Consider the following 25,128-nt stretch of genomic DNA (forward strand, 5'->3'; position numbering starts at 1 on the left):
GCGGCCACAAACGAATCGGGTCCGGTGATTCCGGAATTGTGATCTGGTATTGCCGGACACCGATCTGCACGACCGCCGGACCGGCATCCATATCCGGTGTCGTGAACTCACCGTTCTCCGCGTACACCGAATGATGCTGCAACGTCACAATGCCGTCGCCGCTATCAGATTCCCGCAATTCAGGAGCCCAGAACACAATCGGCGTGTGCTCAGTCGCACCCGCGATGTCACTCACCCTGTCGAACAGAACAGTCATGACAGCCTCAATCCTGGATCTGAAAATCAGTCGAACGCGTGATGTGTTGCGCGGTAAGACGGTTCAACTCAGAGCCACCTTGAACAGCGCGGGCCGCCGCAAGATTCGTCACCCACACCTCAGCCCGATATCCGGCCGAGGGGATCACGACAGTCGTGTTTATCTCGCGCGAGTTCACCGCAGTGTCCTCGACCTGATCGCGCTGCACTGAGAAGATCGACCCGTCACTGTCCTTGACGATTCGGATTTCCCAGTTGATGACCCCGTTGAGCGGCGACAGGGTATAGCTGAACCACAACCGGGCCCGAATATCCCACAGCCCTTTGTCGTCCAGAACGATCCCATTTGAGGCGAGGTGGCAGCCGGTCATAGGTCCGATCTGCTGGTTGAACGGGACCTTCCCCATAGTAACGAGACCGCCGACGCCCTTGGCGTAGCACGAGCCGTAGTCCTGCAGCGGGCTCAACAGGTCCACGCTCTCGTTCAGGGCAAGCTGCCCGTCGACGATGTCATTCGACCAACGATCGAGATCACCGAGCGTGCCGCCGAGAATCCCCGTGATCGCCTCCACGATGGACGTGATCCCGTCCGCAACGGCACTGACCGCGGACGCGAAACCGCCCAGGATCTGGAAGAAGAAGTTGTTCTGCATCAAGCCGAGCAGAGAGTTCATCTCGGCGTTCTTGCTGCGCCCGATCGCCGAATTGTCGGCGTTCTGGTAGTACGGGCCGACAGTCGTCCCGATCTGCGTCCCGTCAGGCCTCAGGTGATCCGGTGACGTCACGACTCATCACCGCCGTCGAGACCGAACTTCTCGCGCCGCCACTTCTGCCACTCGGTCTCGGTCGGCTGCGCCTGCGCATCCATCGCCGCCAGACGAGCATCGTCCTCGAGACGCTGATCGACCTTCGCCTGCAACGCCGCGAACTGCGCCTCCGTCAGATCATCCACGTCCGGGACGGCGGCCAACTCGTCCTCGTCCATCTCCGCAGGCACCGCAGCCTCGGCCGGAACCGCGTGCGCAAGCCACGTTTCGCCGTTGCCGCCCATCGGCTTCGAGTCGCCCGTAGGGTTCACCAGCCGGTACCGCGACGACCCGACGTCCGCGACGTGATTGCCGTCCGCGTCGGTGATCGTCCACGACTCCCCCTCGGCCGGAGGTTCCGGCAACCCCGGATAGAGGTTGTCGAAGACGTGGATCGCGATGAGCTGCTTCATCTCCGCCGGCATGTTGAACGGCGGCATCCCCGGATAGTCGGGGTTCGCAGTGGGGATCGCGGTCAGCAGATGACTGTGCGGATGCTGAGTGCGGCGGCCGACGACGACGCCTTGGTCGTCGCGGAGGATGCCGCGCTGCAGCGGAGACTTCTTTCGGCGGGACAACCGAGCACACCTCACACCTCAGGTGGCTCGGCCCCTACCGCCAGCAGCGCTGCACCCAGTGTGTCACGAAACCGCTGCAGCGCTCACGAGGAGACGCCGACGGCCTGCACTATCTCCTTCACCGACGCCAACTGCCGCGACAGCATCGCGCCCGGGGTGTCCTCGATCTGCCCGTCACCGATCGTGACCGGGTAGTCGACGTCGGAGTCGCGTGACCACTCGCACCCGATCGCCGACACATGGTCGGTCCACAGGCGGCCGGTGTTGCCCATCTCGACGTTGACGCGGTCGCCTTCGATGAAGTGCGCGCCCGGCCAGTACGGGCGGCCGGCCTGCACGGTGGCTTCGAAGACACGGTAGGCGCGGGTGCGGTAGAAGCCGACGCGGATCGCCTGCAACGCGGACAGGCTGAATCCCTTACCGCCGGTGGATTCCCACCGCTCACCGTACGGTGGCCCCCACTCCCCCATCTTCTCCGCTCGCACCGGGTTGTGGACGCGATGGAACGCGAGGACGACGTCCTCGACCTGCTTGTCGAAGATCCCGAGCGCGAGACCCGGGTTCCCGAACAGGGCGCCCAGATAGCCGAGGGCCGCGTTCATCAGGAGCTTGATGCCCGCGTTGATCCAGTCCGGAGAATGGCCGCCAGTGATGATCGTCGACGCGGTCGCCTTGTTGACCTTCGACTTCCACGACGTCACCCCTGAGATGCCGTACGTGCTGCTCGGCGCGCGGAAGGTGACCCACGGGTTCTCGCGCGTCGTGCCGAGCCACCCACCGACCGAGTACTCCGGGGACTCTTCATAGGTCCACTCGTTGACGACCTCGTTGATCATGTCGTCGGCGACCTCGGACACCAGACGCAGCGCTCCGTCGAGGAGGGTGCCCGTCGGGCCGACGTATCCGGACACGTCCTCGACGTCGATCACGAGTGTCGACTTCGTGAGCGTGTAGTGATTGGGCGCGGGTTGCGCCATCCCGGGGAACCACCGGTACACCCGCAGACGCAGGCCGGCGTCCTTGAGTGTCGGCGCGACGACGTCGTAGACGTTCCCGAAACGCGTCGCCAGCACCGTCCACCCGGACGTGTCGGTGAACACCGGCTTCGGGACGACGACAATCGGCCAGTTCGCCGGGTTGAAGTTCGCGACCCACGACGCCGGGTCGAACAGGTTGTCGCTCATGGTCCACGGCAGCGCGAACCGTCGCAGGAGGTTCAGGAAGATCATCGCCGTGATCCCAAATTGGGACGGGCCGGCGTACGCCCAGATCTTCGGCCACTGCAACTCGGCCGGGAAGAACGGATTGCAGTAGGCGATGATCTTCTTGACGTGCTCGAACTCGTGCAGGAACTTGATCGAGATGTACTCGAACCCTTCGGCGTCCTCCTCGTGCTCGATGCTCGAGGCTTTGCCGGTCCACTCCCAGTAGCCGGTCCGGACGCGGACGTGGAGGTCTTCCCATTCGCCGAGTTCGTCGACGATATACTGCCGGGCCGCCGCGGACCCGAAGATGACGAGCGTGCCCTCCCCGGTGTCGTTGTGCTTGCGCAAGAAGCTGGCCTGCGTCTCCGACAGGATCGGGATCGACGACTCCCAGTTCTTGTCGTAGATCTCGACGATCGGCCGGGACCGGGCCGTCGTCATCCAGTCCTGGTAGTCCGTCATCAGCTGCGCGCGCATCTCCTGCGCTGTCGCCGGCATCAGGCGCTCACCATCTGCGCAGCCAGCGGGAGTTCCCCGCCGAATGGGCGGTCCCAGCGCCGCGGGATCGTCAGCAGCATCTCCGACGCCGGGGTGCCGCCCACCAGACGGGCCCGGATCGGGCGTTCGTGCGGGGTGTTCGCCGCGATCGCCTTCGTGAACGTCCGGCTGCGCATGCGCGCCCACTGTTGCGACGGTTCACCGCCGTCGGAGCGACGCACGAACAACTGCATCTCGGTCGGATACGTCTGCACCCAGAACGCGGCGGTGACCGGCGGCGCGAGCGGCGGAAGCGGAATCATCGCGGGACCGCCGTTGTCGAGCGTCAGTTCGCCGTCCTGGAACGACCAGGTCTCCGTCGTGGTGAGTTCGCCGCTGTTCCACTCGATGAAACCGAGTTGGTCGGTCGGGTTCGTGATCGGGACGTCGATCTCCCAGCCGCCGTTCACCGCGGTCATGTCGGCGCGCGTGAACCGCTTCTCGTACGGTGGCCCGTACCAGAACGGGTCGCAGGCGAGGAGTTCACACTGCCACTCGGAGTAGGTGATCGACCCGTGGTAGCGGCGGACCTGATCATCCGGCTCGTTCAGCAGACGGACTTTCAGTTCACGCCAGGTGCCGTCAGGCTCGAACGACCGCAGGTAGCAGTCCCACTTCACCGACAGGACTGTCCACAGCAGTGTCTCAACCTGCGCGTACGCCTCGGGCGTCGATGCTTGCGCATGCAACGTGACCTTCGGGCGGCGTTCCTTCTTCCGGGGGTACTGCGACGGCGTCGCACCTTCCTGGTACGCGGCCGATTTCAGCGGCTGATCGATCGGTACCCGATACAACCCGCTCATGTTCTCGCCGAGCGTGATCCCCTGAAACCCCGCCGAACCCAACGCCGCATGCGGCAAGACATCGAGAACGACCAGGTCCTCCCTCGTCCTCGGGTCCCGCAGGATCAGCTGGACGACCTTCGCTGCGTTCGTGATGCCGCTCGTACACGCCGCCATCGATCAATCTCCCCTGTAGGTGTCCATCACCGCGGTCATCCCGGCGGTGGTCTTCTGCTTCGTCTCCTGCGGGTCCCCGTAGTTGTTGACGGTGTCGGCGAGCTTCACCGTCGACGGCGCAGGCTTCCTCTCCGCGATCTGCTTCAGGTAGGCGACGGCCTGATCGATCCCCTGCTCGACGTACGGCTTCACGCCGATCAGGTCGCCGAACTCGCCGAAGGTCTCCTTGAGGCCGGCGACGCCGATGTCCTGCAACGCCGGGCCGAGGTTCTGCTCGCGCAGGTATTGGTCAGCTCGGGCCTTCCCGTACGGCATCGACTCCGACAGCGGCTTGTCCGCGGCGGGCGTACCGCCGGGTGACAGTCCGGCATCAGCAGGCGGGGTCGTCGTCGCGGGCGGAGGTGTCTGCGGCGCCGTCGTCTGGTCATCGGTGACAGTGACCGGGACGGTGCCCTGCGGAGTCACTGGCACCTGCCCGACGAGGTCCTTCGCTTCGCCTTGGCGGGACTGGATCTCGGACAGGTACGCCTGCCGGCCGTTGCCGTACGCGGCCTCCGCCGACGACTCACCCGGCCGCTGCTGCAGCCAGAAGATCCGCTTCCAGATATCGCTGTTCGGGTCGGCCTTCGTCTTCTCGTCGAGACGGTCGAGGAACCCGTTGACGTTGCCCTCGGGGTCGTCGCGGTCCGGGTAGGACTCGTCCTGCTGGAAGTAGCCGTGCCACGCTCCACCACCACCGGACGCGTTGGCGTCGAGGTTGGATTCCTGGATCGCCGTCGACACGATCGCCAGCGCCTCTTCGTGGCTGTAGCCGCGGTCGCGGGCCTTCGCGTAGATCGCCGCCGCGACGTCCTTCTTCGACGACGATGCCGTCAGCTTCGGCGCCGGTGGCGTCGCTGCGGGCGCGACACCGGCGTTCGGTGTCGTATCGCCCACCGACAGACCACCGGTGCCACCGCCTCCGCCGATCTGGGCGGGCCAGTTCTCCACCCACACCGGCGTCAGACCGATCCGCTCGGCGTCGGCTGCACTGTTCGCCTTCGACGAGCCGCCCGAGTTGCCCCACGACGCTCCGCCGCCTGGCCCGGAGCCGATACCGGACCCGATCGGCGTCGACCCGCCACCGCCACCGGTGCTTCCCGGGGTCAGGCCGCCGCCGAGTGCACCCGAATCGGTGTCGCCGCCCATCGGCAGCGACATCACGTTCGGCAGGCTGTCCGCGCCCTTCGCGTCCGCACCGAACGATGCCGGCGCACCCTCGGGTCCGGTGTGCTCGATGTTCTCGCCGGTCGGCAGCGTCGCCGCCGAATGGGTGTCAGACCAGCCGACCTGCAGGGCACCGGGAATCGCACCGTCCTGGAAGTTCCTGGCTTCCAGGAACGCCCGCATACCGCCGGTCGCGGTGCGCTCACCCTCACCCGGGCCCGATGCGCGTCCGGTCGCCATGTTCGCCAGGCTGCTGGTGAGGCCGGAGCAGTCGGTGTTCCAGCCGTTGCCCCAACCGCCCCACACGTAGCCCGACTGCACGGCTTGGCGGGCGCGGTCCCGTAGCTCGGTCGGGATCATGCCGCCCGGCGCGAACGCAGGCAGCAGCCCACCCGCAGCCCTCGCCAGCGCGACGGTCTTCTTCCCGGCGTTGACCGCCATCAGCAGCGGCAGGATCTGCGCGGCATCCTGCGGCGGCGCGTACCACTCACCCTTCGACACTCGAGCGACCGCGCGCCCGTTGTAGCGGCCGGTGATCGAGTCCGACGTACCCGTGCCGGGGCCCGACAGGACACGGCCGCGGGGCGACAGTTGCTTCAGCAGGGCCTTGTTCTTGCGGGTCGCGGCAGCGTTGACGATGAATCCACCCGGCCGGATCGTGGTCGTCGCTCCGGTGACCTCACCGCCGCCGAGCGCATCGAGGATGCCGCCGGCCGCCAGTCCCGGCACCAGGCCGCCGAGTGCCAGACCGAGGACGCGGCGGACGGGGCCCTGGATGATCGACGGGAAGATCGAGACGATCGCGTTCCCGAGCGAGGACAGCATCGACTTGATGCCGTCGATGAGGCCGCCGATGATCTTCTTGCCGGCGTCCCACAGCCACTTTCCGGCGTCGGCGAATGCCCCCATGATCTTGCCGGGGAGTTCCTTCACGAAATCGACGGCCTTGCTGACGCCCTCGGAGAACCCCGTCGTGACGCGCTGCCACATGTCCGTCACGAACGAGATCGCGCGGGAGACGAGGTCGCCGAAGAACCCCAGGATGTTGCCGACCCATCCCGACACCGTCGACACGACAGTGGTCACCATGTTCAGGAATCCCGCGATGATGCCTGCTACCCAGCCGAGGATCGTCGCGAGTGCCTGAGCAGCGAAGTTGATGATCGTGCCGAGAAGCTGCACGAAGAACCCAATGACCTTCGCGATGATCGCGACGACCGGCATCACCGCGGACACCAGCGACGCGAACATGGATGCCAGTTGCACGAGCACCGGGACCAGGGACGCGATTACCGACATCAGTGTCGGCAGCAGTCCGATGATCGGCTGCAGGCACGTCAGCACCAATTGCAGGAGGATCGGCACCAGCGGCATGACGGCGTCGAGGATCTGCATGAATGCCGACGCGATCTGCGGGATGAGCGGCGCGATCGTCTGGATCGCCGCGCCGAGTGCATCGCCCAGCATCGTCGCCAACTGCTCGATGAACGGCGCAACCGCCGAGATCGCGCTCACCAGGGCCTCGCCGATCACTGGAATGATCGGCGACAGAGCCGCGAACAGTTGACTCACCACGTCGAGCCACGTCTGGAACAACGGCATCAGCGCGGTAATCGCAGACGCGAGCACTTGCCCGAGCACGGTGGCTATCTGCGCGATGATCGGCGCGAGCGTGGCGAACAGGTTACTGATCGGCGCGATTGCAGGCATGAGAGCTTGGAACGCAGCGATCAGCGCCTGACCTACGGCCTGCAGGATCGGAGATAGTGCCTGGGCGAGGGCTCCTAGGATCGGCCCCGCGAGCTGCACGAACTGTGCGATCAGCTGACCCAGGATTGGCAGGACCGGAGCGAGCGCTGCCCCGATCTGCGAGAGCGCGGCGCCCAGCGGTGCGATCGCGGGCTGGAGCGCGGCTACCCCGTAACCGAGTTGGGTGACGATCTCCCCGACAACCGGCCCGATCGTCGTGACCAACTGCGCGATCATCGGGGCAACCTGGCCTCCGATGATCCCGGCGACCTGCAGCAGAATCGGTGCGAGTGTCGACGTGACCTGACCGACCGAGGTAAAGAACGATGTGAGCGCTGCCTGGCCGGGCCCGTTAACCCAGTCCGACACCGCAGTCAACGTCCCCATGATGTTGCCGAGTGGGTTCCCGTTGCCGGCCGCAGCAGCAGCCCGGAACACCCCGCCGACGATCTCGCCGACCTTCATCAGCGCCGCGCCGACCTGCCGAGCGGTGTCGAGCAGACCCTGCATCTTCGCTTGCAGAGTCCCGTCCTGCTGCATCCGCAGCATCGACTCCGACCAGCGTTGCGCCATCGCGCCGATGCCATCAGTCAGCGGCGAGATCACCGAGGATGCCGCGGACCCGAGGGATAGGAACCCAGGGATCGATGCGGTGACCGCGGCCCCGAGGTTCGCGCCCATGTTCCCGGCGTCGGCGAGAAGTGACTTCACCATGGACATGCCGGACGCAGAGTTGATCATCCGAAGCGCGCCGTTGGCGCCGTCGTTGAATCCTTCAGCGACTGTGCGCAGCGATTCCCGAAGCGGCACTATGAGGCGACCGAGACCTGCGATCTTCGGTCCGAGGCCAGCGAACATCGCCTCCTGTACCGCGGCTTTGACCCCGGCTTCCTCCCAGGCTTGTCCGAGTCCGCGTACCGATCTAGCGACCGACTGGGCTGCCGGAGACAGACCTTCGATGGCCTTGGCGAAGTCTTCTGGCGATGCTTCCGGGTCGAGGGCGGATTTGATGGCGTCGCCCATCCCGTTGAATGCGACCATCACCGCCGCGCCGGCCGCTCCGAGCGCGAACAATCCGCCCACCGCCACCGTGCCGGCCGCCCCACCGATAGCGACAAGACCGGAACCGAGTGCGCCGATGACAGGAACGAGTGACCCCGCAGCGATCGTGGCACTACCGAGGATGCCCGCCCACTTACCGAGGAACTTCGCCCCCGTCAGTGCCTTCCCACCGACGGTTCCGAGCATCGATCCGATGCTTCCGAGGGCTGCACGCCCTAGCCCTCTGCGATCAACGTCGATATCGACCTTGACCTGGCGGCGGGACGTTTCGCGTTGGAGAGTCCCGAGAATCCCTCCGAGAGCGGACCGCGCGCCGCGGTGGTCCACACTGACGCCGAACTCGATCGGGTTCGCAGACGCCCAAGCCTGCATGGCGCGGTGTGCCCCGCGGACCTGCCCGACTGCCTGCGTGTCGTCGACGTCGACGTTCAGCGTGATGTCGCGGTCGCGGATCTTGCCGAGGTTCTTGTTGACCTGCCGGGCCGCGACGTCTGAGCGTCGTTCCATCGCCCGCATCTGCGAGTCGAAACCGCGCTCCACCTTGTCGAAGGTGCGTTCGGCGTTCGTGGCGATCTTGTCGAGATGCTTGTTGACCGCTCGCTGCGCGATCTGGGCTGACCGCTCGAGACGGCGAATCAGTTCCTCGTCGAGGTTGCCCCAGTCGAGTTCGACGTCGACGTGTGCGGAGGCCCAAGCGCCGCCGGGTGCGGTCATGCTGCGGCCTCCTGGACCTACAGCACCCGGCCCCTACCGCCAGCAGCGCAAAGCTATTTCTTGCTCAGGATACGTGGTCAGGCATCGTGATCGTGGACTCCGGCACCGCGGTCGCCGGTTTCGGTTTCCGCGCTGTCAACGCCTGCAGTTGACCGAACACCGCCGGGTCCATTGGCTTGGACGCTTCCCGTTCCAGGATCCGGCGGGGTTCCCGGGTCATGTCGCGGGTGAACTTCTTCCACGCCTGCTCGTCACGGCCGAGGTTCTGCCTCCACCATGAGTAGGCGGTGTTGGTGGCGCGAGCGGGTGGGATCGCGGTGATGTCGACGCCGCGGCTGGTGAGGTCGCCGTCGACGATGGGCCACGCCTCGATCGTCTTGCGCCATACGAATGTCGCTTCCCACCGCTTCCAGCCGATCAGTTTCTCGACGAGAGTGTCGGCGACGTCATCGAGGACATCGAGGTCGGTGCCGTCGACGAGGATCGATTCGATGATCACCGACCGATCAGCAGGATGAGTGCATTCGATGGTCGTCCAGAGGCCAGGGCCCCGATCCTCGGGGACGATCAGCGCCATGACGAAACCGGCGGTCGCTGGCTCTCTCACTCTCAGGAGGTGATGGTCCAGCAACCACCGGTCCGGTGGGGGCGCCCACGGCGCTCCGAGCGCCAAGGGACGCTACTTGGCGCGTGCTGCGGCGCGACGCTGTTGCCGGGACGCCTTCGGCTTCGACGACGTATCGAGGTCCGCGGCGTCGAGCGTGTACGGCGCCCACTTGTTGATGATCGTCGCGACGAGCTTCCCCAGGAGTCCGTCGTCGAAGCTGTTGTCGCGGGCGAACATCCTCGCGCGGACGAGACGCTCAGCTTCGGAATCGAGGCACTGGGATACCAGGTTCAGCATGGTGCGGAGACGGTCCTCGATCGGGGCCTCGGCCGACAGGCTTCCAGCGACCAACATCAGCAGCGCGGTCGACGGCTGGTACAGGTACGTCGGCTTCCCGTCGATCGAGATCAGCAGCTTCTCGGGGTCGCGGCGTTCGCCAGAATCGGTCGAGAACGAGAGGTCGCCGGGGACCTGATCGGCGAGGCGCTCGTCGGGAGCAGGCCGGAAATACTCGAGCGAACCGGCCTCGGCCGGCGCATCAACGTCGCCGTCATGGTCGTCCTGGTTCAGTCGCCACAGGTCGATCATGTCGGCGCGAGTCGCGCTGTCGGGGACATCGATGCCTTGCTCGTTGAGGAACTTCGCCCAGCGTGCCTTCGGTGCGGTGCGAGCGGGAGCAGTAGCCATTCGGGGTGCCTTCTTTCTATCGGGTGCGGCGTCGGACGACGCCCATGACGGACTGCAGTGCGTCGGCCAGGAACGGATTGGGCTTGATGCCCTTGACGGACTTGGCGAACACGTAGCCGCGTTTGTCCTTCGAGCGGGTCGCGCCGCCGGGCCCGTCCCACTTGAACTTGAGGGCCTGGCGGGTGACCGGCGTGATCGGTGTGCCCTTCGGCCCGTAGATGCCGGTGCCGGTGTGGAAGTACTCGGCGTACGGCAGCGGTGACCCGACGACGACCTTGGCGGATCCGTCTCGGACTGTGGTGACGTGAGTGATCGACGCCCGCAAGGTTCCCTCATCGACCGGGCACCGCTTCCGTGCCTCGTCGACGACGTCGTTGCCGACCCGGTCAGCCCAGCGGCGGCCGGCGGCCTGAGTCGCGCGCTGGTAGTTCGCGCGGTTGAGGCGGACGCTAGCCATCGGTGTCCTTGTCGAGGCCTGCGAGCTTCTTCACCCGCTTGACGCGCGGCTGCTCCGACTGGGCCTCAGCGGTTTCCGGCTGCGGACTGTCGTCGGGCACCGGTTCGGGGTCGTCGCTCGTGGTGCCGACGTCGGTCGTCTGGACCGGCTGGTCCTGGACGACGAGACGGCCTGCCTTGATCGCGGTGTCGATGCGGGGTGTGCGTTCGATGGTGACGACGTCGCCGTCGGCGAGGCCGAGCACGGGCTGGATGGCTTTGACGGTCACTTCACTCATACGGTCCACAGTAACTGTTGAACTGTCACTCGTGCGGTATCGTCGGTGGTGCATCTGGTTCTTGGTCGAGTTTGGTGCAGAGGGCCCGCACGGTTTCAGGGGAAGCGTGCGGGCCCTCACCGTTCTCGTCACGGCTGACGCGGGTCTCCCGGCAGCATCGGCGCCCGCGGTTCGGTGTACGCGCCCCAAGCCATTTCGACCTGGACGTCCATCCGTGATCCATGCGACCCGCCCTGCGGCGGGACCGGCCGCCATCCCGTGATCTGGGGCTGCTCGTCCTCGAACGCTGACGTGACCGCGCGGCGCATCGCTTCGCCGTCATCGAGGATGTCGCGGGCCGCTGAGTCCACCGCGGCCGCATCCGGTGCCGATCCGTCCTCGGTCACCGGGTAGCAGCGGTGCACGCCCATCGTCAGCGTGAGTCGCCACGTGAGAACTCCGCATCCACCGACGGGTTTCGTCTGCGCTGGGCCAATCGCACCGATACCGACCCATGCCATCGAGTCGCAGAACTCGACCGCCGGTTCCTGGTGCGGGTACACCGCGATACGGTCAGCGGCACCGGCCCGGGTGTCGGCCAGGTTTGCCTGCAGGTTCGCAAGCAACGACGCCGCGAGCACGTACGGGGAGCATTCCATCACTGCATCCTCACGACGGTGCGGCGACGATCCGGCGACGTGACTCGGGCTGGCCGCTTCGACCTGTTCGGGTTGACGGCCATGATCCACAGGTCGACCTCCGCGACGCCGGTGACACCGTTGGTGAACCACTCGCGGATGTCTGCCAACTCGATGGATACTCCCTGCCGGGACACCGATGTCGCGCGGTCCGGGAGCTTGCACGCCCCACCCGCCATCCCTTCGAGGAACTCGACCGCCAGGCGCCCGGCGGCGGCCTTCGCGTCATCAGTGAGCGGGATACCCCGCTGGTAGCGGATCGTGAACGCACCCAGACCGTCGTCCGGGGCATGAAGATCCTGGTGCGTCGGCCACAGTTGACCGTCAACACGGTGCACCCACCGACGATCCTGCACCCGATAGGTGGCCGGATCGATCGTGACGCCATCGATCATGACCTCGTCCACCGCGGCGACCGGCCCCGGCAGGGACACGCGGTCATAGCCGACCTCGGTGCAGCCGTCGGAGCAGCCGCACGGACCGGATGCCCCCGGTGTCACCGACACTCCGGGCCAGAACCCGCGGTACAGGGAGCCGCCGCGCTGCGGCTGAAAGCACGGCCGCACCGTCGCCGAACACACCCCGAACACCTGCCCGGTCAGCGCCCACAAGACGCGGCCGGCGAGCGCTGTCGCCCGGTCCTGCTGCTCGGGCGTCGCCTCGGCCCACCGCTCCGCGTACTCGGCCGGGATCGTCACCGGCCACCCGCAGAAACTCATCTACTGTCTCCCTCTGATCCGATACGACGAGAGGGCACGCACCGGCCGTCCGGCCAGTGCGCGCCCTCCGTGGGTGTTCAATTACGGTCCGGTCGGCGGGGTCACCGGCGTCAGTTCCACTGCGCCGTCCGTCGGGGTCGGCGGAGCCACGGTCACCGTCTGCATGATCGCGTGATCCTGCGGTGTCAGCGCCTCGAGCAGCGGCACGGCGGCGTTGTCCTCGTCGCGGACAACCGCGTACGGGCCGACGCCCCACCCGGTGCCGGGCTTGGTCTGCGCCGACAGCGTGAACTCGGCGGCCGACACGGACAGTTCGATGTCGCCGACCTTGCCCGACCCGACGAACGGGAGCAGGAAGTATCCGAACGGCTGATTGCCTCCCGCACCGCACGCGGCGCCGGGAACATCGGTCCACACCTCCAACGCGAAGTTCGCTTCGATCGGCGCCGAGCTGATCTTGATGCCGGCCGCATCGCCCGCGCCGTCGAGGACGAGTGGCTGCCCGGTGATCATGGACCACGCTTCGGGGTCGACGCCGCAGAACTCGATCTCGGGGGCGAGGTACTTGATCTGGTCGGGGTCCTTGTGCTGGACGCAGATCTCGCCGTTGCCGTTCTTCTTGACGGTGTCCTCACCGTCCTCGGTTTCGGCGGTGATGCTGATCTTGACGATGCCCTTCGTGACGAGCATCGACTTGTTGGATGCCCCGGTGATCGGCTGTCCGCAGCTGTCGAGCTTGGTCAGGCGCATGATCTTGGCGTGGATGGAGGGCCATACGTTGTTCGGCATGACGGGACCTCTTCTGGTCGTTGTCGATGCCCGGCCCCTACCGCCAGCGGCGAATCTCGATGTTCAGTTGTTGGTCGATCGGACCGTTAGTCGGTGGTCTTCGCGCTGGTCTTGCGTGGTGCGCGCTTCTTCGGCGCCTCCGGCGGCGGTGCGTAGTCTCCGGTGCCGACCGCCGCGGCGAGTTCGTCGTCGACGACGAACGCCAGGCGCCCGCGCGGGTTGATGGTGCGGACCCGCTCCGGTCGATCGCCGGCCGCGTCGAGCAGCGCGCGAGCGAGACGCTGCGAATCAGCGCGGTCCTTCGGGATGATCGTCGGCATCAGGGAGCCTCCTCGAGAGTGATCTGAACAGCGGCGGCCAGGTGTTCCCAACTGACGACGTAGAGGCGTTCCGCCAGGCCGATCACGCTGTTGTCGCGGTGGTCGAAGTAGGCGGCCCCGTTGTCGGTGCGGACCTTGGTTTCGGAGCGTCGAACCTGGACCGCGGCGGTCGCCGAGATCCACGCCGCGCCGGCCGCGGGCTCGGCGGCGGATGGCCCGGTCCCGGGATAGGCTCCGGCGCTGACCTTGGTGCCGAGCACGGTCGTCAGTGAGCCTCCACTGCCGACGACGATCTGCTTCGCCTTCACCAGGAACGGCAGCGCGCCGCGGGGCACGTGGATCACTCCGGTGCCGCCGTACGACTCGTAGAGCCACGCTTCGAGGTCGCCGAGCCCTGCGAGCAGCGACACCGCACCGGTTCCGGCGATCGTGGTCGCGTCGGCGATGATCGTCGGCCACACACCGCGCTCGACGGCGGGCCCCTCACCGGCGGCCAGCTTGTTACGCGCGTACGCCTGGATTTCGTCGCGGGTCAGTCCGGGGTGCTTGCATGTGAATCCGGTGTGGACACGGAGCGGGTCGTCGGTCACGACCGGGACGCCCTCGGGAAGGTCGGCCGGGTCGATCGGGTCGCATGACACTTCGTCGGCGACACCGCCAGGCGTGGGATTGGTGGCGTACTCGACGCCGTTCTGCCAGTGCAGATCCCCTGGGCCGACGATGTCGGCGACCGACAGCAGGCCGCCCCGCGGCGGCGCGAGCTGCGGGGTGGGGATCAAGAGGGGCGGGGCGACTGCCATCAGATGTTCCTCAAGTCAGAAGGGGCGGTGGTTGCCGGGCCGGGTACCGGACGGGGGCGGTCATCGGTACCCGACCCGACGTCACTACGGCGTCGCCGGGACGACCTTGCCGTTGCTATCGAGGACCTGCGCGGCACCGACGGTGCCGTTCACCCCGAGCGCCAGCTTCACCTTGAGCGAGCTGTACGCGCGCTTGGCGACGAGCAGCTTCTCCTCCATGAACATCTGCAAGTAGTCGTTCTTCTGGACCTCGGCCGAGTCGTAGACCATGTCGAGGTTGACGACCTCACCGCGGCCGCGGACGAACGTGCCCGACACGTAGATCAGTGCCTCCACGCTGGTCGGGTACTCGGTGATCGCAGTCGTCGACCCGAAGCCGCCAGTGACACCGGTGTAGGCGTCCTGCCAGTCGTAGACCCACTGGACTCGGCCGCCGCGGTCGGCGATCCACTTCGCGATCATCTGATCGGTGACGTTCTCGAGCGGGATGCCTTCGCGCAGGCTGTAGTCGGCGCGTGCGACTTCCTTGGTCCAGATCGGGAGGACGACGTCGAGGACCAGCGATTCCGGTGCACGGTACTTGTACCGGTAGTCGGTGATCTGCAGGCCGATGCCGTTGAGGATCGACCCGGTCGCCGACGGGCCGATCTTGCCGGTCAGGTCGACGGCGGTCGACGCGGCGGCCATCCGCTTGATGGTCTCGGCGTTGAAGCGGTGCGCGTGCACCGCGGTCACGCCGGCGAGCGCGTCCTTCGTGGTCTCGGGGTAGGCGTCGTTCTGCAGGAACCCGACAGTCATGCCGGAGTACATGACGTCCGCGCGGACATCGGTGAACTCGGGGCAGGTGGGCCGGTACAGCGCCTTGGTTTCGTTCGCTTCGGCCTGCGCTTCGGTCTGCATGAGGCCGGCGTTGCCCGCCCACACCGATGCGAAGTCGACTCCCTGGGTGAAGTTGATGCCGCCACGCTTCACCTGCGTCTCGGGGACGTCGATGAGTCCGGCGTTGGGATCGGCGAGCATCGGAGCCAGGTCGTACAGCGTCTCGCTGGGTGCGCACCAACCACCGGATGCGACCAGTCCACCGTCGAGACGGTTCTGGTCTCCGGCGTGATTGATGACTCGGGTGTCGTCACCGTCGCCGGACGCGACGAGGTCCTCGGGGAAGGTGACCGCGATCTGTGCGACACCGTCCTTGACGTAGCCGTTGCCTCCGCGCGGCATGCCCTGGATGCGGGCCTGGACGGCGGCGACGAGGCCGTCCATGTCGAGGTTGGCGCCGTTCTCGACGCCGCGGACGCCGGCGGCGGCGGTGATCGCCAGTCCGGACGGAGTCTCGACGGGCTTGGGTTCGGGCGCCTTGCCCTTGATGGTGGCGAGGTTGATCCGGGGCAGCGGCTTCGCCGATGCGGTCACCGGTTCCGGCGCGGCCTCCGGGGTTGCGGCCTCGTCAGCAGTGTCGGCCGCGGTGTTGTCGGTCTGCGCGTCGTCATCGCTGGGGTCCTCCGCCTCGGCGGGGGTCTCGGCGGTCTCGTCGGTGCCGAGGACCTTCGCCGCGAGTTCGTCACGCTTGGCCTTCGCCGCGGCGTCGGCCTCAGCGAGTTCGGTCTGTACGGCGCGGGTCGCGGTGATGACCTCGCCGATCAGTTCGAACGCTGCGAGGTCGTCACCCTTCAGGTCGTCCTGATCGTTGAGCGCCTGGAACTTCTCGACCGCCTCGTCCATGACTGCGGTGATCTGGTCCCGGTCGACGCCTTCGGCGGATGCTGCGGCCTTGACGATGCCAGCAACGTCTTCCGCGGTCTTGCCCGCGGTCTGATCGAGGATGGCCTGGAGGTTGAGAGTAGCCACGGGGTGCTCCTTGAGGCTCGGGGAGCGCATTTCGCGCGTGCCCGGCCCCTACCGCCAGCGGCTATCGAGTCTCAGAGTAGCGCGTTCACCGCACGGTCTGCGTCACCTGCCGCCACGAGCCACCGTTCTTGGCCACATCAGACTCGGCCTCACGCTGAGTGAGATACCGCTTCACCGTCCCGTTGGAGCGCGTCGCTTCGTACACGACGACCTTACGGCCCGACCCGCAGTTACATCCCACCGCGCGCCCTTGCCATCATGGCCTCACGACGCTCGGCGACCATCTCTCGACGTGCATCCCGCCATGCCCGCGCGAGAAGACCTGTGTACGGGCAGGCGTCATCGAGCGACGACGTTGCCCCGGCGTGCTGCGCCTGCGCAAACTGTTCCCGGGTAGTAGTCATTGGAGGTAGTCCCCTCGACGGAATCTGGTCTCCGAGTTGGAAAACGCTGCCTGGATAGAGTCAGGCTCGAAGTTCTCACTCAGCTTACCCTGCTCTATCAGCGCGACCACATCTGATTTGGTGACGCGTCCACCGATCGAATCCAGGTACTCGCGAGCTTCAGGAGACAGGTACTTGCGAGCCTCAGCATCAGTCATCGAGAACAGTGATTTCCCGTTGTTGTTCCACCACTTCCAGAACTCGGGGTTGTTCTTGTGCTCAGTGGCGATGAAGTGCCCGTTTGTGGCGTCCTCCATCCGGAGTTCCATCTCGGAGACGTACTGATGATGGATCTCGTCGACAAGCGCGTTGAAACTCGTCGACGAGTACCCGAGTTCGGTGCCGCGACGGACTGCTTCACGACGTCGTACCTGTTCGGGGTCGAGGCCCTGAACGCGACCGAGCGCGTCCTCGTAGCTGATCCCCTCGGCTTCGGCGAGTTGGTCGGCCTGCTCCATGATCGCCCACCGTTTCCGCGTCGCGGCTGAGACCTCGACCGTCGATGCGCCGTCACCTTGCGGCCGTTCCTCTACCAGACCCGGAACCGCACCCTGCGGCGTCGAGTTGGTCGCGGCGAGTTTCTGCTCGTTCGCGATGAGTTCGGAGTACACCTCGTAGCGGTCGGCGTCGTCCTGCCACTCGCTGTCGGTGACGTGCGCGCCGGACGCCAGTCGCGCGTAGGCAGCATCGCGCTCGGCGGTCATCATGTCGAGTCGGTCGGTGCGCGTTGGATCGGGCTCATCCCACGGATCGGGGAACGGTGCACTCGGTTCTTCCAACGGGGGCTGCCGGCGCGACCATTCAGCGGCGGCCGCCTCGTAGATGTCCGGGTTCTTCTGCTGCGCGATCTGGTCGTGCATGAGATCCATGAGGTGCCCGTCGTCCATGTGCGACAGGTTCAGCGGCTTCTTGCCACCGCCTTGGGTGACGATGATGGATCCGATGGGCTGCTTGTAGCGTGCGGCGCCCGCTGCGGTCCGGACGCGGCGCACACCAGCAGCGGTAAGTGCGCGCCGACGTCCGGCAGCGGTCAGGCTTTTGGGCGGGGGTTCGCGACCGTGTACCCGAGTCTGCGCATGATGCGGGCGTGGCGGACTGCGGACGCGGCAATCGTTTCCGGGTCCTCGTAGGGTTCGGAGTGCCGCCACGTCGTGCCGTCGGTGTCGGTGCCGTCGTCGTAGAACGCGACGCCGTCGCTGTAGTCGACGAGCGCGCCACCGTAGGCGCCGGTCTCCGGGACCTGGTCTTCCTCGAGGTAGCCGGAGCCGTCCGTACGTGCAGGGACCTCGGTGTCGGTGACCTCGGTGCCCGGCGTCGGAGAGCCTTCATCGATGCTGGCCCCGTCTGCTGCGCCTTCGGGGTTCGCTGCCGGGTCTCCCGGGTCGTACACGTCGGCTTCGGTCAGTGCCGCGGCCGGATCAGATTCAGTCTGGGTCGGAGCGTCGCCGATATGCCACTGCTCTCCGTCGGTCCAGGAACCGTCGTCGTAGTACGCCTTACCGTCATCGAACGACAGGAGCTTTCCGCCGAGCGCGCCCGAGTAGGGAGACTGGTCCTCGTCCATCGGACCGGTCCCCTCGAGTCGGGCCGGAGGGGCGTCGTCGGGGACGACAGGTGCACCGTCTGGGCCGTGATCGAGGTCCTCGGCCTTCTCCGCAGGCGCAGGAGTGACATCCTGCGTAAACGGTTTCGCGGCCTCGTCACCTTCAGGGACGAGGGCGCCGGGGCCGCTCTTCGGAGCGGCGACCGGTTCGGCCGTCTTCGCCTTCGATTCAGTCTTGGGGTCGGGCTTCGGCGCTGGCTCCGAGACCGCGTCCTTCGGTGCTGGCGGCTTCGGCTTGTTCTTGCGGCTCGGGTCGATCATCTTCGCGATGTCGTTGCCCGCGGCCTCTGCGAAGTCACCACCGACTTGCTGGGCCTGCTCGACCGCCTCCGGGATCAGATCCCCCACCGACACACCGAACCGATCTGCACCCTCCTGCGTGCGGACACGGCGACCCGACGCCGCGGTGAGTTCCTTCCGCTGGCCGGGGTAGATCCCGAACACCGCCTTGAACAGGTTCGCCGCCAGCCCATTCACCATGTGCTGCGCCTTCGCCGGCAACTCCGATCGCAGGGCACGAGTCAGCGCGGTGTACGGATGAGGAGACGTCGCCCACCGCGACAGTCCGGCGCCCTTGGTCCAATAGTTCTTCAGATCGCGGGGCAGGTGGCCGGGGATCCCGGAATCGACCGCGGCAGTCAGCGCGTCGACGTCCTCGGCCGCGCGCGCCGCCTGCACCCGCTCTACGTTGGCGACCACACGCTGACGGCGGTCCACACCCGCCGACGCGACGATCGGCTCGACCCGCGCGACGATCGCGGCCCGCCGCCGCTGCTCCGCGAGGCGCTCGTCGACGATCCGTTCGGCCGCCGACGCGACCATCTGCTCCAAGTCCTCCCCCGACATCGGAGCATCCGGAGCGACCACACCCGCCGCTACCAGCGATGCGACCCCGCCGGCGGCGACGAGTTCCTCGGTCCGCGGAACCGGGAAGCCCGGCACGTTCACCGCGAGCGCCGCGACGAGCTCCATGTTCCCGTCGATTCCGCGCCAGTCCCCCGATACTCCGGATCGGCGGAGTTCGTCGATCCGTTCCGGCGGGGTGCCCGGGACGATACGGCCGGCGAGCCAGATGCCGTGTGCGTCTTCTCCGGCGCGGACTGCGGCGACGACCGTACCGGTGTTGTCGTAGTGAGCGGCCGCCGCGACGGAGTCCTGTCCGAGGCTGGCGTGTCCGGTGCCGATCGTGAGCTTCCCGACCGGGAGGTCACCATCCTTGGTGCGGACCACTCCCTGGTGGAAGTACTTGTATCCGCTCTTGCTCGTCGGTGGGGTGACGCAGCGATCGCCGTACCCGATGTGGCAGGTACCGGCGGCGGCGAGGTGACCGAAGACTCGACCGTCCGCGGTGACAGTGAGCGCGGTCGGCCCGTCGAGGTGCGGGTCGGCGAAATCGGAGCGGTCGTAGACGACGCCAGCAGCGGTGATCGCGGCGAGAGTGTCGGGCATGGCGGGACTCCCTGGTGTTTCGGGTGTCCGGCCCCTACCGCCAGCGACATTCTCGTCTGCCAGTATCCACCACCGCCGGTACGGTCCGGTGGACGTCAGTCGTCGCGGTCGTCCTGCCTGCGGTCGTACTCGGCCATCGCCGCCTCGTACACGCCGTCGTCGGAGCGGACCTTTTCGCGCATCAGGTCCAGCAGTTCGTCATCGGAGAACGACGCCAGGTCTGGTGCCGGACCGACCGGTGTCTCTCGTTCGTCGGTCAGTTCGACGGGTTCCGGAGCGGCCGGCGGTGTCTGCCCGTGGTCTTCTCCGCGGTCATCCGGTGCGACTGGCCGCGCACGATGCTCGTCCTCGACGACCTTCTCGACCGCGGCCTGCACATCGTCAGGATCATCGGGGCCGATGCGGACACCTTCGGGCCGTACTTCCCCCATACTTCCGTCGGGCCCTTGCAACTCATCCTGCAGCGCGTCGTCGTGGTAGATGAGGATGGTGCATCGACAGTTGTGGACGACGATTCCGTTCGCAACATAGGACTCGTCCTCATCGACTGCGAAGTTGAACAACTGGACTTGATCAGCGCGTTCAACCCAGTAACGCACCACTGTGCGAGGTAGTATAGTGGGATGAAACTCGATCCCGTCACTGCCGCCTACATCGCTGCTTTCATCGACGGCGAGGGAACGATCACCATCGGTCGTGCGCGCAGCAAGGGACAGGACCCCGCTCGGCCCTTCAACTACCACGCGAAGGTTCTGGCGGTGAACAGCCACGAGGGCATCATCCGCTTTCTCCACGAGGTCACCGGTGTCGGGATCGTCTACACGAATGGGAAGCCGTTCAAGGACGGCTGGTCCAAGATGTTCCGCTGGCAGGTCACCAACTCTCAGGCGACCGAGCTGTGCGCGGCACTGCTCCCATACCTCGTCATCAAGAAGCGCCATGCCGCACTCGTCGCGAACTGGCCCGTCGGGGTCCGTGGCGGACGTGGTCCGCGCGCTGCTGCGGCGCTCGCCGAGCAGACTCGGCTCTTCGAAACCATGGCCGAGCTCAATCGGAGAGGCGCAAAGGACGATCCGGCCTCGGCTGAGTTCCCCAGCGATCACCCAGCCCTGGTCCGTCAGCACCGGATGGTTCTCCGTCAGGCGAAGAACGCCGTCGCCGACGTCGAGGCAGACGACGTCGCCTGAGTGAGTCCGGGACGGTGCGAGCCGAACCACGGGGCGGAACCGCCCTCGGTGCGTCAGCACGCGGTCGCCGATCTGGATGTCGGCCACCCGCTTCGGCCCTCTGTCTGTGGCGATCGGCGTATCCGGGTCGGTTAGGCAGTTGATCGTCTCGTGCGGCGCGATGGTGATCGGGTCGCCGGGAAAGTCGAGGAGGAATCCGCCGACGCGGAACTTCTCATCGAGCGGCACCGTCTGCCCGTCGGCGACGCGATGGGATGCGCGGGTGCGGACGTCGTCGGTTGCGAGCCATCGCTTCCAGTAGCGGTCGCCCGTCGCTGCCTGTGATTGTCTAGCGGCGGCCAGCGCGCCCGCGTTGACGGCGCCGTGTGCTTCGGTGCGTGCGATGCGTCGCGCTTTCCACCGCCAGCGGGTTTCTTCCTCGTCGTGGGCTTCCCACAGGGCGCGGCGTTCGGCGCGGAGAGACTTGATTTCGTCCTTATCAAGCCCGTTGTCTTGATCGTCGAGGATCGTTTCAATCTCGTTGATGCGGGCCTTGATCGCGCGCTGGTCTTTGTCGATGCCGAGGACCATGCCGACGCGGTCGGTGATCTGCTCGATCGTCTCTGCGTTGGCGAGGGCTTCGACGAGTTCGGGGCGGATCTCTTCGAATGCTCCTTCCGGCCAGATTCGGAGGCGGTCGGCGACGGTCTCCATGTACTGCATCTGCGGGGTGAAGCTGCCGGTGTCGCGGTGTTCGAGGCGGTACTGCTGGAATGCGTCGCCGAACGCGATCGACACCGCGGGGAGGACGTTGTTGTCGATCGTTCGTCGCCAGTCGTTCCAGGCTCCGGTCGCGGCCTGTACCGCGGCTTCGGGGTTGACGCCGGGTGTCGCCATCGGGACGTCCGGGCCGATGGGTTCGGGCTGGCGGTGCCGTCCGGCGGCGGTGAGTCCGAGTTGGTTGGCGGCATCGGCGATGATCAGGACGCGTGCGGCGTCGAGCCAGGCGCGCATCGCGGCGACGACTGCGTCCTCGATGCTGGTTTCGGCGAGGACGAGCCGGTGTTCGGCTGCCATGCGGGACAGGCTAGCGGGCGGGTGCGACCGCATCGGCTTCTGCCAGGAATGCGTGGAGGGCGTCGACGTCGTGCGGTGTCTGCGACAGGATCGCCGCGCGCACGTATTCGTGGCAGGCGACCATGTAGGCCCGTTGCCGCGGTGTGTCGGCGAGGACGGACGGCAGGCCCCACCAGCGGGTGAATGTGTCGGCGAAGCGTTCCCATTCGGCGACTGTTGGTGCTGGTGTGAGCGCGAGGTACAGCTTGTCGTCGGGGACTCCGTCGTAGAGTGCGCGGGCGGCGCGGCCGCGGCGGTTGCGGATGGAGCGGGCTGCGGCTTCGAGGGTGAGGCGGACGGCCATGTCGCAGGCGAGGAGCACGTCGCGGGCGGTGTCTGTCACTGGCTTGCCTCCGTCTCCCCCGGAATCGGTGGGCCGTTGTCCGCTTCGGGTGCCACCGCGGGTGTTGTGTCGGGGGCCGGCGGTGTGCTGTTGTCTTGCTGCTGTTCGAGGACCGCGTCGGAGAGGGTGTCGTCGACGCGGACAGGGTTGTCGGTGACACCGGGTACGACGATCCCGAGGGCGGGGAGCCATTTGTCGATGAGGTCCGAGCGAGTCGACAGGAGTTCCCGGATGATCGCGCGGGTGCGTTCCTCATCGCTCGGGGCGTCGGTGTCGTCGAACCCGTTCTCGCGCCGCAGGACCGCATCGGAGATGACGCCCTTGTCGTACAAGGCTTGGGCGTCCTTCGACCGGTCCGGGCGGACCAGGAGCGGCGTCGTGTCGTACCAGACCGAGTACAGGTCCGGGTCCGAGACACCCTGCTCGACGAGCAGTGGCCGCAGCAGACCGACGGTGAGGGCATGGCAGATGATCGCGACGATCGGCTGCACCCCGAACTTGATTTCGTTCTCGTCGACAGCCCACGCGGACCAGTGGTTGCTGGACGCCTGTCCGAGCAGCACGCTGGGGTCGGAGTCCATGCCGAGGCCGATGCGGCGGATCGACTCGTCCCTCAGGTCTGGGACCTGCTGGTCGAGTTCGGTGGAGAACGTCATGTGCCGGACCTTCTCGATGAGGTCCGGGTTACCGGTCAGCATGAACGGCACGATGCTCGATGCGAGGTCTCGGTCCTTGACCGTTTCGACGAGGTAGTCGGTCAGTTCGTCGGCGAGGTCGAAGTCGTCGTCATCGTCGCCGCCTTGCGAGTGCATCGACTCGAGACCGTCTGGAATGAGCAGCAGCCCGGAGCCTGCGAGGCGGGACTCCATCTGCGCGGACACGTACATGCTCATGGCGCGGAGTTCACGGGCGGTCGAAAGGATCGCCCGGACGGGTGCGTCGGCGCGCGCCGAGTATTCGGGGTCGGCACGCCAGGCGCGGATGAGGATTTCGTCGTCGCCGATGTCGCGGGGCTTGTCGACGCCGTTGTTGAGCTTCCAGCGGCCAGGGCTGCCGGTGATCTCGGTGATCGAGTGCGCGTCCCAGGTGAGTTGCCCGTTCTCGTCTTCGCGGATGAGGAGGTTCGATTCGCCGTTGAAGATCAGGTGCTGCGCGGCGCGGCGGAGGGTTTGTTCGACCATGCCGGCGTTCGCGAACAGTGCGGCCGATAGTTGTGCGGGGATGCTGCCGTCGTCGACGGGGACGACGTCACTGCTCGGAGTTTCCTTCTTCCCGACGTAGAGGCGGGCCTGGGAGCAGGCGTTGGCTTGGCGGTCGCCGATGAAGCGGAGTTCGCCGGTCTCGGCGCGCATCGCCCATGCGTCGTTCTGCCAGCCTTCGACGGGGGCTCGTTTGACCTTGCGGTCCATCTTCCGCTTGGACAGAACTTGGGCGGATGCGGTGATCGCTGGCCATGGGGTGTTGGGGTCTTTCGCGGCGTGCATGACTTGGGCGCCGTCGGGTACGCGCAGGCGGCGGCCGAGTGGTGCGCGGCGGCGGGGCGCGTACATCGATGCGTTGGAGTCGGGTGCGCGTCCCATCACGCCTCCTTCGTCGGGTGGTGGCTGGTGTTGTGGGCGTCGAGCAGGCGGGTGTCGACGGACAGGACTGTGGTGGGGTCGGTGCATCCGGTGGGATGCACGGTGGTCGGCTGGACGAGCAGTGCGATGGTGTCGCCGCACTGGCCGCACGCGATGTGCAGGGTGCCGGGCAGGGGCGTCATCACGCGTCCTCGCTTTCGGGTGCGGGGTCGAGCCAGTTGGCGGCCCATCCGGTGATCAGTGATGCGGTGCCAGCGAGTGCGACCATGAACCACCAGCGGGTGTCGGCCCAGAAGTATGCGGCGCAGCTGACTGCGGCCCCGATCCACACGCTCAGGCACCACGAGCAGGTCGTGAGGTACGAGAGTGGGTGGTCGGGGCCGAGGCGTACGACGATCCGGGCGCGGATGCCGTAGGTGAGTTGGTCGGCGACGCAGAGCCTGGTGAGGCGTGCGATCAGTCCGATTGTGAGGACGGCGACGAGCGTCGACAAGGGATCTCCTCAGGCGGGGCATCAGTAACAGAGTTAACTGTAACTGCCGTTTGTGTCTCGCAGCGATGGCAGACACGGACTACCCAGGAGTTGAGTGTGCTTCCGCAGATGTCGCAGTGGGGGTGGACGCCGGCGGGCATTAGATGGCGGTCACGATGACGATGGCGAGGATGAGGACGAGGAGTGTCCAGATCGCTGCGCCGATGAGGACGCAGGGGTCGGAACGGTCGGGCTCGGTCATGTGGAGTGTCCTGTCGGTGGTGCGCGTTAGTGTGCGCGAGTGAGTGAGAATGACTTCGATCGGCTTGTCGACCGCTTACGACGTGAGCAGGCGGCACGAGACGCGGCGCACGTCGAGTCGGACCGAAACGAGAAGCATCTGCAGAGACGCGCAAGAATCGTGGCCCGCCATCATGCGCTACGAGACCAGCACATGCAACGACTCTCGGACGACAGGCGGAACGAGCTGCGGCGTCAGGTGCTGGTGCTGTACGAGGCGCGAACAATCGTGCAGCACCTGTATTCGCCGTGGCTCGACGATGGCGGAGTGTGCAATGCGCTCGCGGCGATCGAGCATTGGCTGGGCGAGGCAGCACGGACCGGCGATCGGTCGGGGCTTCCTCCGGAGGTAGGGCTGCGCTGATCATCCCTGCGTCTCCTCGTTGAGTGCGTCGTCGACGGCT

Annotated in this window: 23 protein-coding genes and 1 pseudogene; 1 reads left to right on the plus strand and 23 read right to left on the minus strand. The window is 66.6% G+C overall.

The features are described 5' to 3' along the window. From Y710_RS17600 to Y710_RS17710, 23 genes and pseudogenes are all read right to left on the minus strand, one after another. Positions 1-256 (minus strand): annotated as a pseudogene (locus tag Y710_RS17600) (hypothetical protein); the annotation flags it as partial. 7 nt (positions 257-263) lie between these two features. After that, complete coding sequence (locus Y710_RS17605) at positions 264-1,040, minus strand: hypothetical protein (RefSeq protein WP_062368034.1); 777 nt, start codon at positions 1,038-1,040, stop codon at positions 264-266. After that, positions 1,037-1,639, minus strand: a complete 603-nt coding sequence (locus tag Y710_RS17610; protein ID WP_062368035.1) for a hypothetical protein — start codon at positions 1,637-1,639, stop codon at positions 1,037-1,039. Before Y710_RS17610 ends, Y710_RS17605 begins: the two co-directional genes overlap by 4 nt. Positions 1,640-1,722: 83 nt before the next feature. Continuing rightward, positions 1,723-3,342, minus strand: a complete 1,620-nt coding sequence (locus tag Y710_RS17615; RefSeq protein ID WP_062368036.1) for a Gp37-like protein — start codon at positions 3,340-3,342, stop codon at positions 1,723-1,725. Then, complete coding sequence (locus tag Y710_RS17620) at positions 3,342-4,340, minus strand: hypothetical protein (protein ID WP_062368037.1); 999 nt, start codon at positions 4,338-4,340, stop codon at positions 3,342-3,344. The genes Y710_RS17615 and Y710_RS17620 overlap by 1 nt, the downstream gene beginning before the upstream one ends. Positions 4,341-4,343: 3 nt before the next feature. Beyond that, positions 4,344-9,071, minus strand: coding sequence for a phage tail protein (locus tag Y710_RS17625; RefSeq protein WP_062368038.1), 4,728 nt, complete (start codon positions 9,069-9,071; stop codon positions 4,344-4,346). Between the two features lie 64 nt (positions 9,072-9,135). After that, complete coding sequence (locus tag Y710_RS17630; RefSeq protein WP_156479474.1) at positions 9,136-9,678, minus strand: hypothetical protein; 543 nt, start codon at positions 9,676-9,678, stop codon at positions 9,136-9,138. 72 nt (positions 9,679-9,750) lie between these two features. Next, positions 9,751-10,365: a hypothetical protein gene (locus Y710_RS17635; protein ID WP_062368040.1), complete on the minus strand. Its 615-nt coding sequence runs from the start codon at positions 10,363-10,365 to the stop codon at positions 9,751-9,753. A gap of 16 nt (positions 10,366-10,381) precedes the next feature. Continuing rightward, complete coding sequence (locus Y710_RS17640; protein WP_062368041.1) at positions 10,382-10,822, minus strand: HK97 gp10 family phage protein; 441 nt, start codon at positions 10,820-10,822, stop codon at positions 10,382-10,384. Next, on the minus strand, positions 10,815-11,099 hold the full coding sequence (locus tag Y710_RS17645) for a hypothetical protein (protein WP_156479475.1): 285 nt from the start codon (positions 11,097-11,099) through the stop codon (positions 10,815-10,817). The genes Y710_RS17640 and Y710_RS17645 overlap by 8 nt, the downstream gene beginning before the upstream one ends. Positions 11,100-11,227: 128 nt before the next feature. Beyond that, on the minus strand, positions 11,228-11,737 hold the full coding sequence (locus Y710_RS17650) for a hypothetical protein (RefSeq protein WP_062368043.1): 510 nt from the start codon (positions 11,735-11,737) through the stop codon (positions 11,228-11,230). Beyond that, on the minus strand, positions 11,737-12,495 hold the full coding sequence (locus Y710_RS17655) for a hypothetical protein (RefSeq protein ID WP_062368044.1): 759 nt from the start codon (positions 12,493-12,495) through the stop codon (positions 11,737-11,739). The genes Y710_RS17650 and Y710_RS17655 overlap by 1 nt, the downstream gene beginning before the upstream one ends. A gap of 81 nt (positions 12,496-12,576) precedes the next feature. After that, positions 12,577-13,284 carry a hypothetical protein gene (locus Y710_RS17660; protein ID WP_062368045.1) on the minus strand — a complete coding sequence of 236 codons (708 nt, stop codon included), beginning with the start codon at positions 13,282-13,284 and terminating at the stop codon, positions 12,577-12,579. Positions 13,285-13,370: 86 nt separating this feature from the next. Then, entirely contained in the window at positions 13,371-13,604 is a 234-nt protein-coding gene (locus tag Y710_RS17665; RefSeq protein ID WP_062368046.1) for a hypothetical protein, read from the minus strand. Beyond that, positions 13,604-14,404: a hypothetical protein gene (locus Y710_RS17670; protein ID WP_062368047.1), complete on the minus strand. Its 801-nt coding sequence runs from the start codon at positions 14,402-14,404 to the stop codon at positions 13,604-13,606. The genes Y710_RS17665 and Y710_RS17670 overlap by 1 nt, the downstream gene beginning before the upstream one ends. Before the next feature lie 84 nt (positions 14,405-14,488). After that, on the minus strand, positions 14,489-16,252 hold the full coding sequence (locus Y710_RS17675) for a major capsid protein (RefSeq protein ID WP_197462955.1): 1,764 nt from the start codon (positions 16,250-16,252) through the stop codon (positions 14,489-14,491). A gap of 400 nt (positions 16,253-16,652) precedes the next feature. Further along, positions 16,653-17,687: a hypothetical protein gene (locus tag Y710_RS17680; RefSeq protein ID WP_062368049.1), complete on the minus strand. Its 1,035-nt coding sequence runs from the start codon at positions 17,685-17,687 to the stop codon at positions 16,653-16,655. 38 nt (positions 17,688-17,725) lie between these two features. After that, positions 17,726-19,747: a hypothetical protein gene (locus Y710_RS17685; RefSeq protein ID WP_062368050.1), complete on the minus strand. Its 2,022-nt coding sequence runs from the start codon at positions 19,745-19,747 to the stop codon at positions 17,726-17,728. A 95-nt stretch (positions 19,748-19,842) separates the two neighbouring features. Next, positions 19,843-21,990 carry a phage minor head protein gene (locus tag Y710_RS17690; RefSeq protein WP_062368051.1) on the minus strand — a complete coding sequence of 716 codons (2,148 nt, stop codon included), beginning with the start codon at positions 21,988-21,990 and terminating at the stop codon, positions 19,843-19,845. 10 nt (positions 21,991-22,000) lie between these two features. After that, complete coding sequence (locus Y710_RS17695) at positions 22,001-22,372, minus strand: hypothetical protein (RefSeq protein WP_062368052.1); 372 nt, start codon at positions 22,370-22,372, stop codon at positions 22,001-22,003. Then, the gene (locus Y710_RS17700; RefSeq protein WP_062368053.1) at positions 22,369-23,952 is read right to left on the minus strand and encodes a hypothetical protein; all 1,584 of its coding nucleotides are present in this window, start codon (positions 23,950-23,952) and stop codon (positions 22,369-22,371) included. Before Y710_RS17700 ends, Y710_RS17695 begins: the two co-directional genes overlap by 4 nt. Continuing rightward, positions 23,952-24,134, minus strand: coding sequence for a hypothetical protein (locus Y710_RS17705; protein WP_062368054.1), 183 nt, complete (start codon positions 24,132-24,134; stop codon positions 23,952-23,954). Before Y710_RS17705 ends, Y710_RS17700 begins: the two co-directional genes overlap by 1 nt. Further along, positions 24,134-24,445: a hypothetical protein gene (locus Y710_RS17710; protein WP_062368055.1), complete on the minus strand. Its 312-nt coding sequence runs from the start codon at positions 24,443-24,445 to the stop codon at positions 24,134-24,136. The genes Y710_RS17705 and Y710_RS17710 overlap by 1 nt, the downstream gene beginning before the upstream one ends. Before the next feature lie 433 nt (positions 24,446-24,878). Between Y710_RS17710 and Y710_RS17715 the strand changes: the two genes are divergently transcribed. Then, complete coding sequence (locus tag Y710_RS17715; RefSeq protein WP_062368056.1) at positions 24,879-25,088, plus strand: hypothetical protein; 210 nt, start codon at positions 24,879-24,881, stop codon at positions 25,086-25,088. The last annotated feature ends 40 nt before the right edge of the window (positions 25,089-25,128 follow it).

Source organism: Gordonia sp. QH-12 (assembly GCF_001578675.1).
In the GTDB taxonomy this organism is placed as follows: Bacteria; Actinomycetota; Actinomycetes; order Mycobacteriales; family Mycobacteriaceae; genus Gordonia; species Gordonia sihwensis.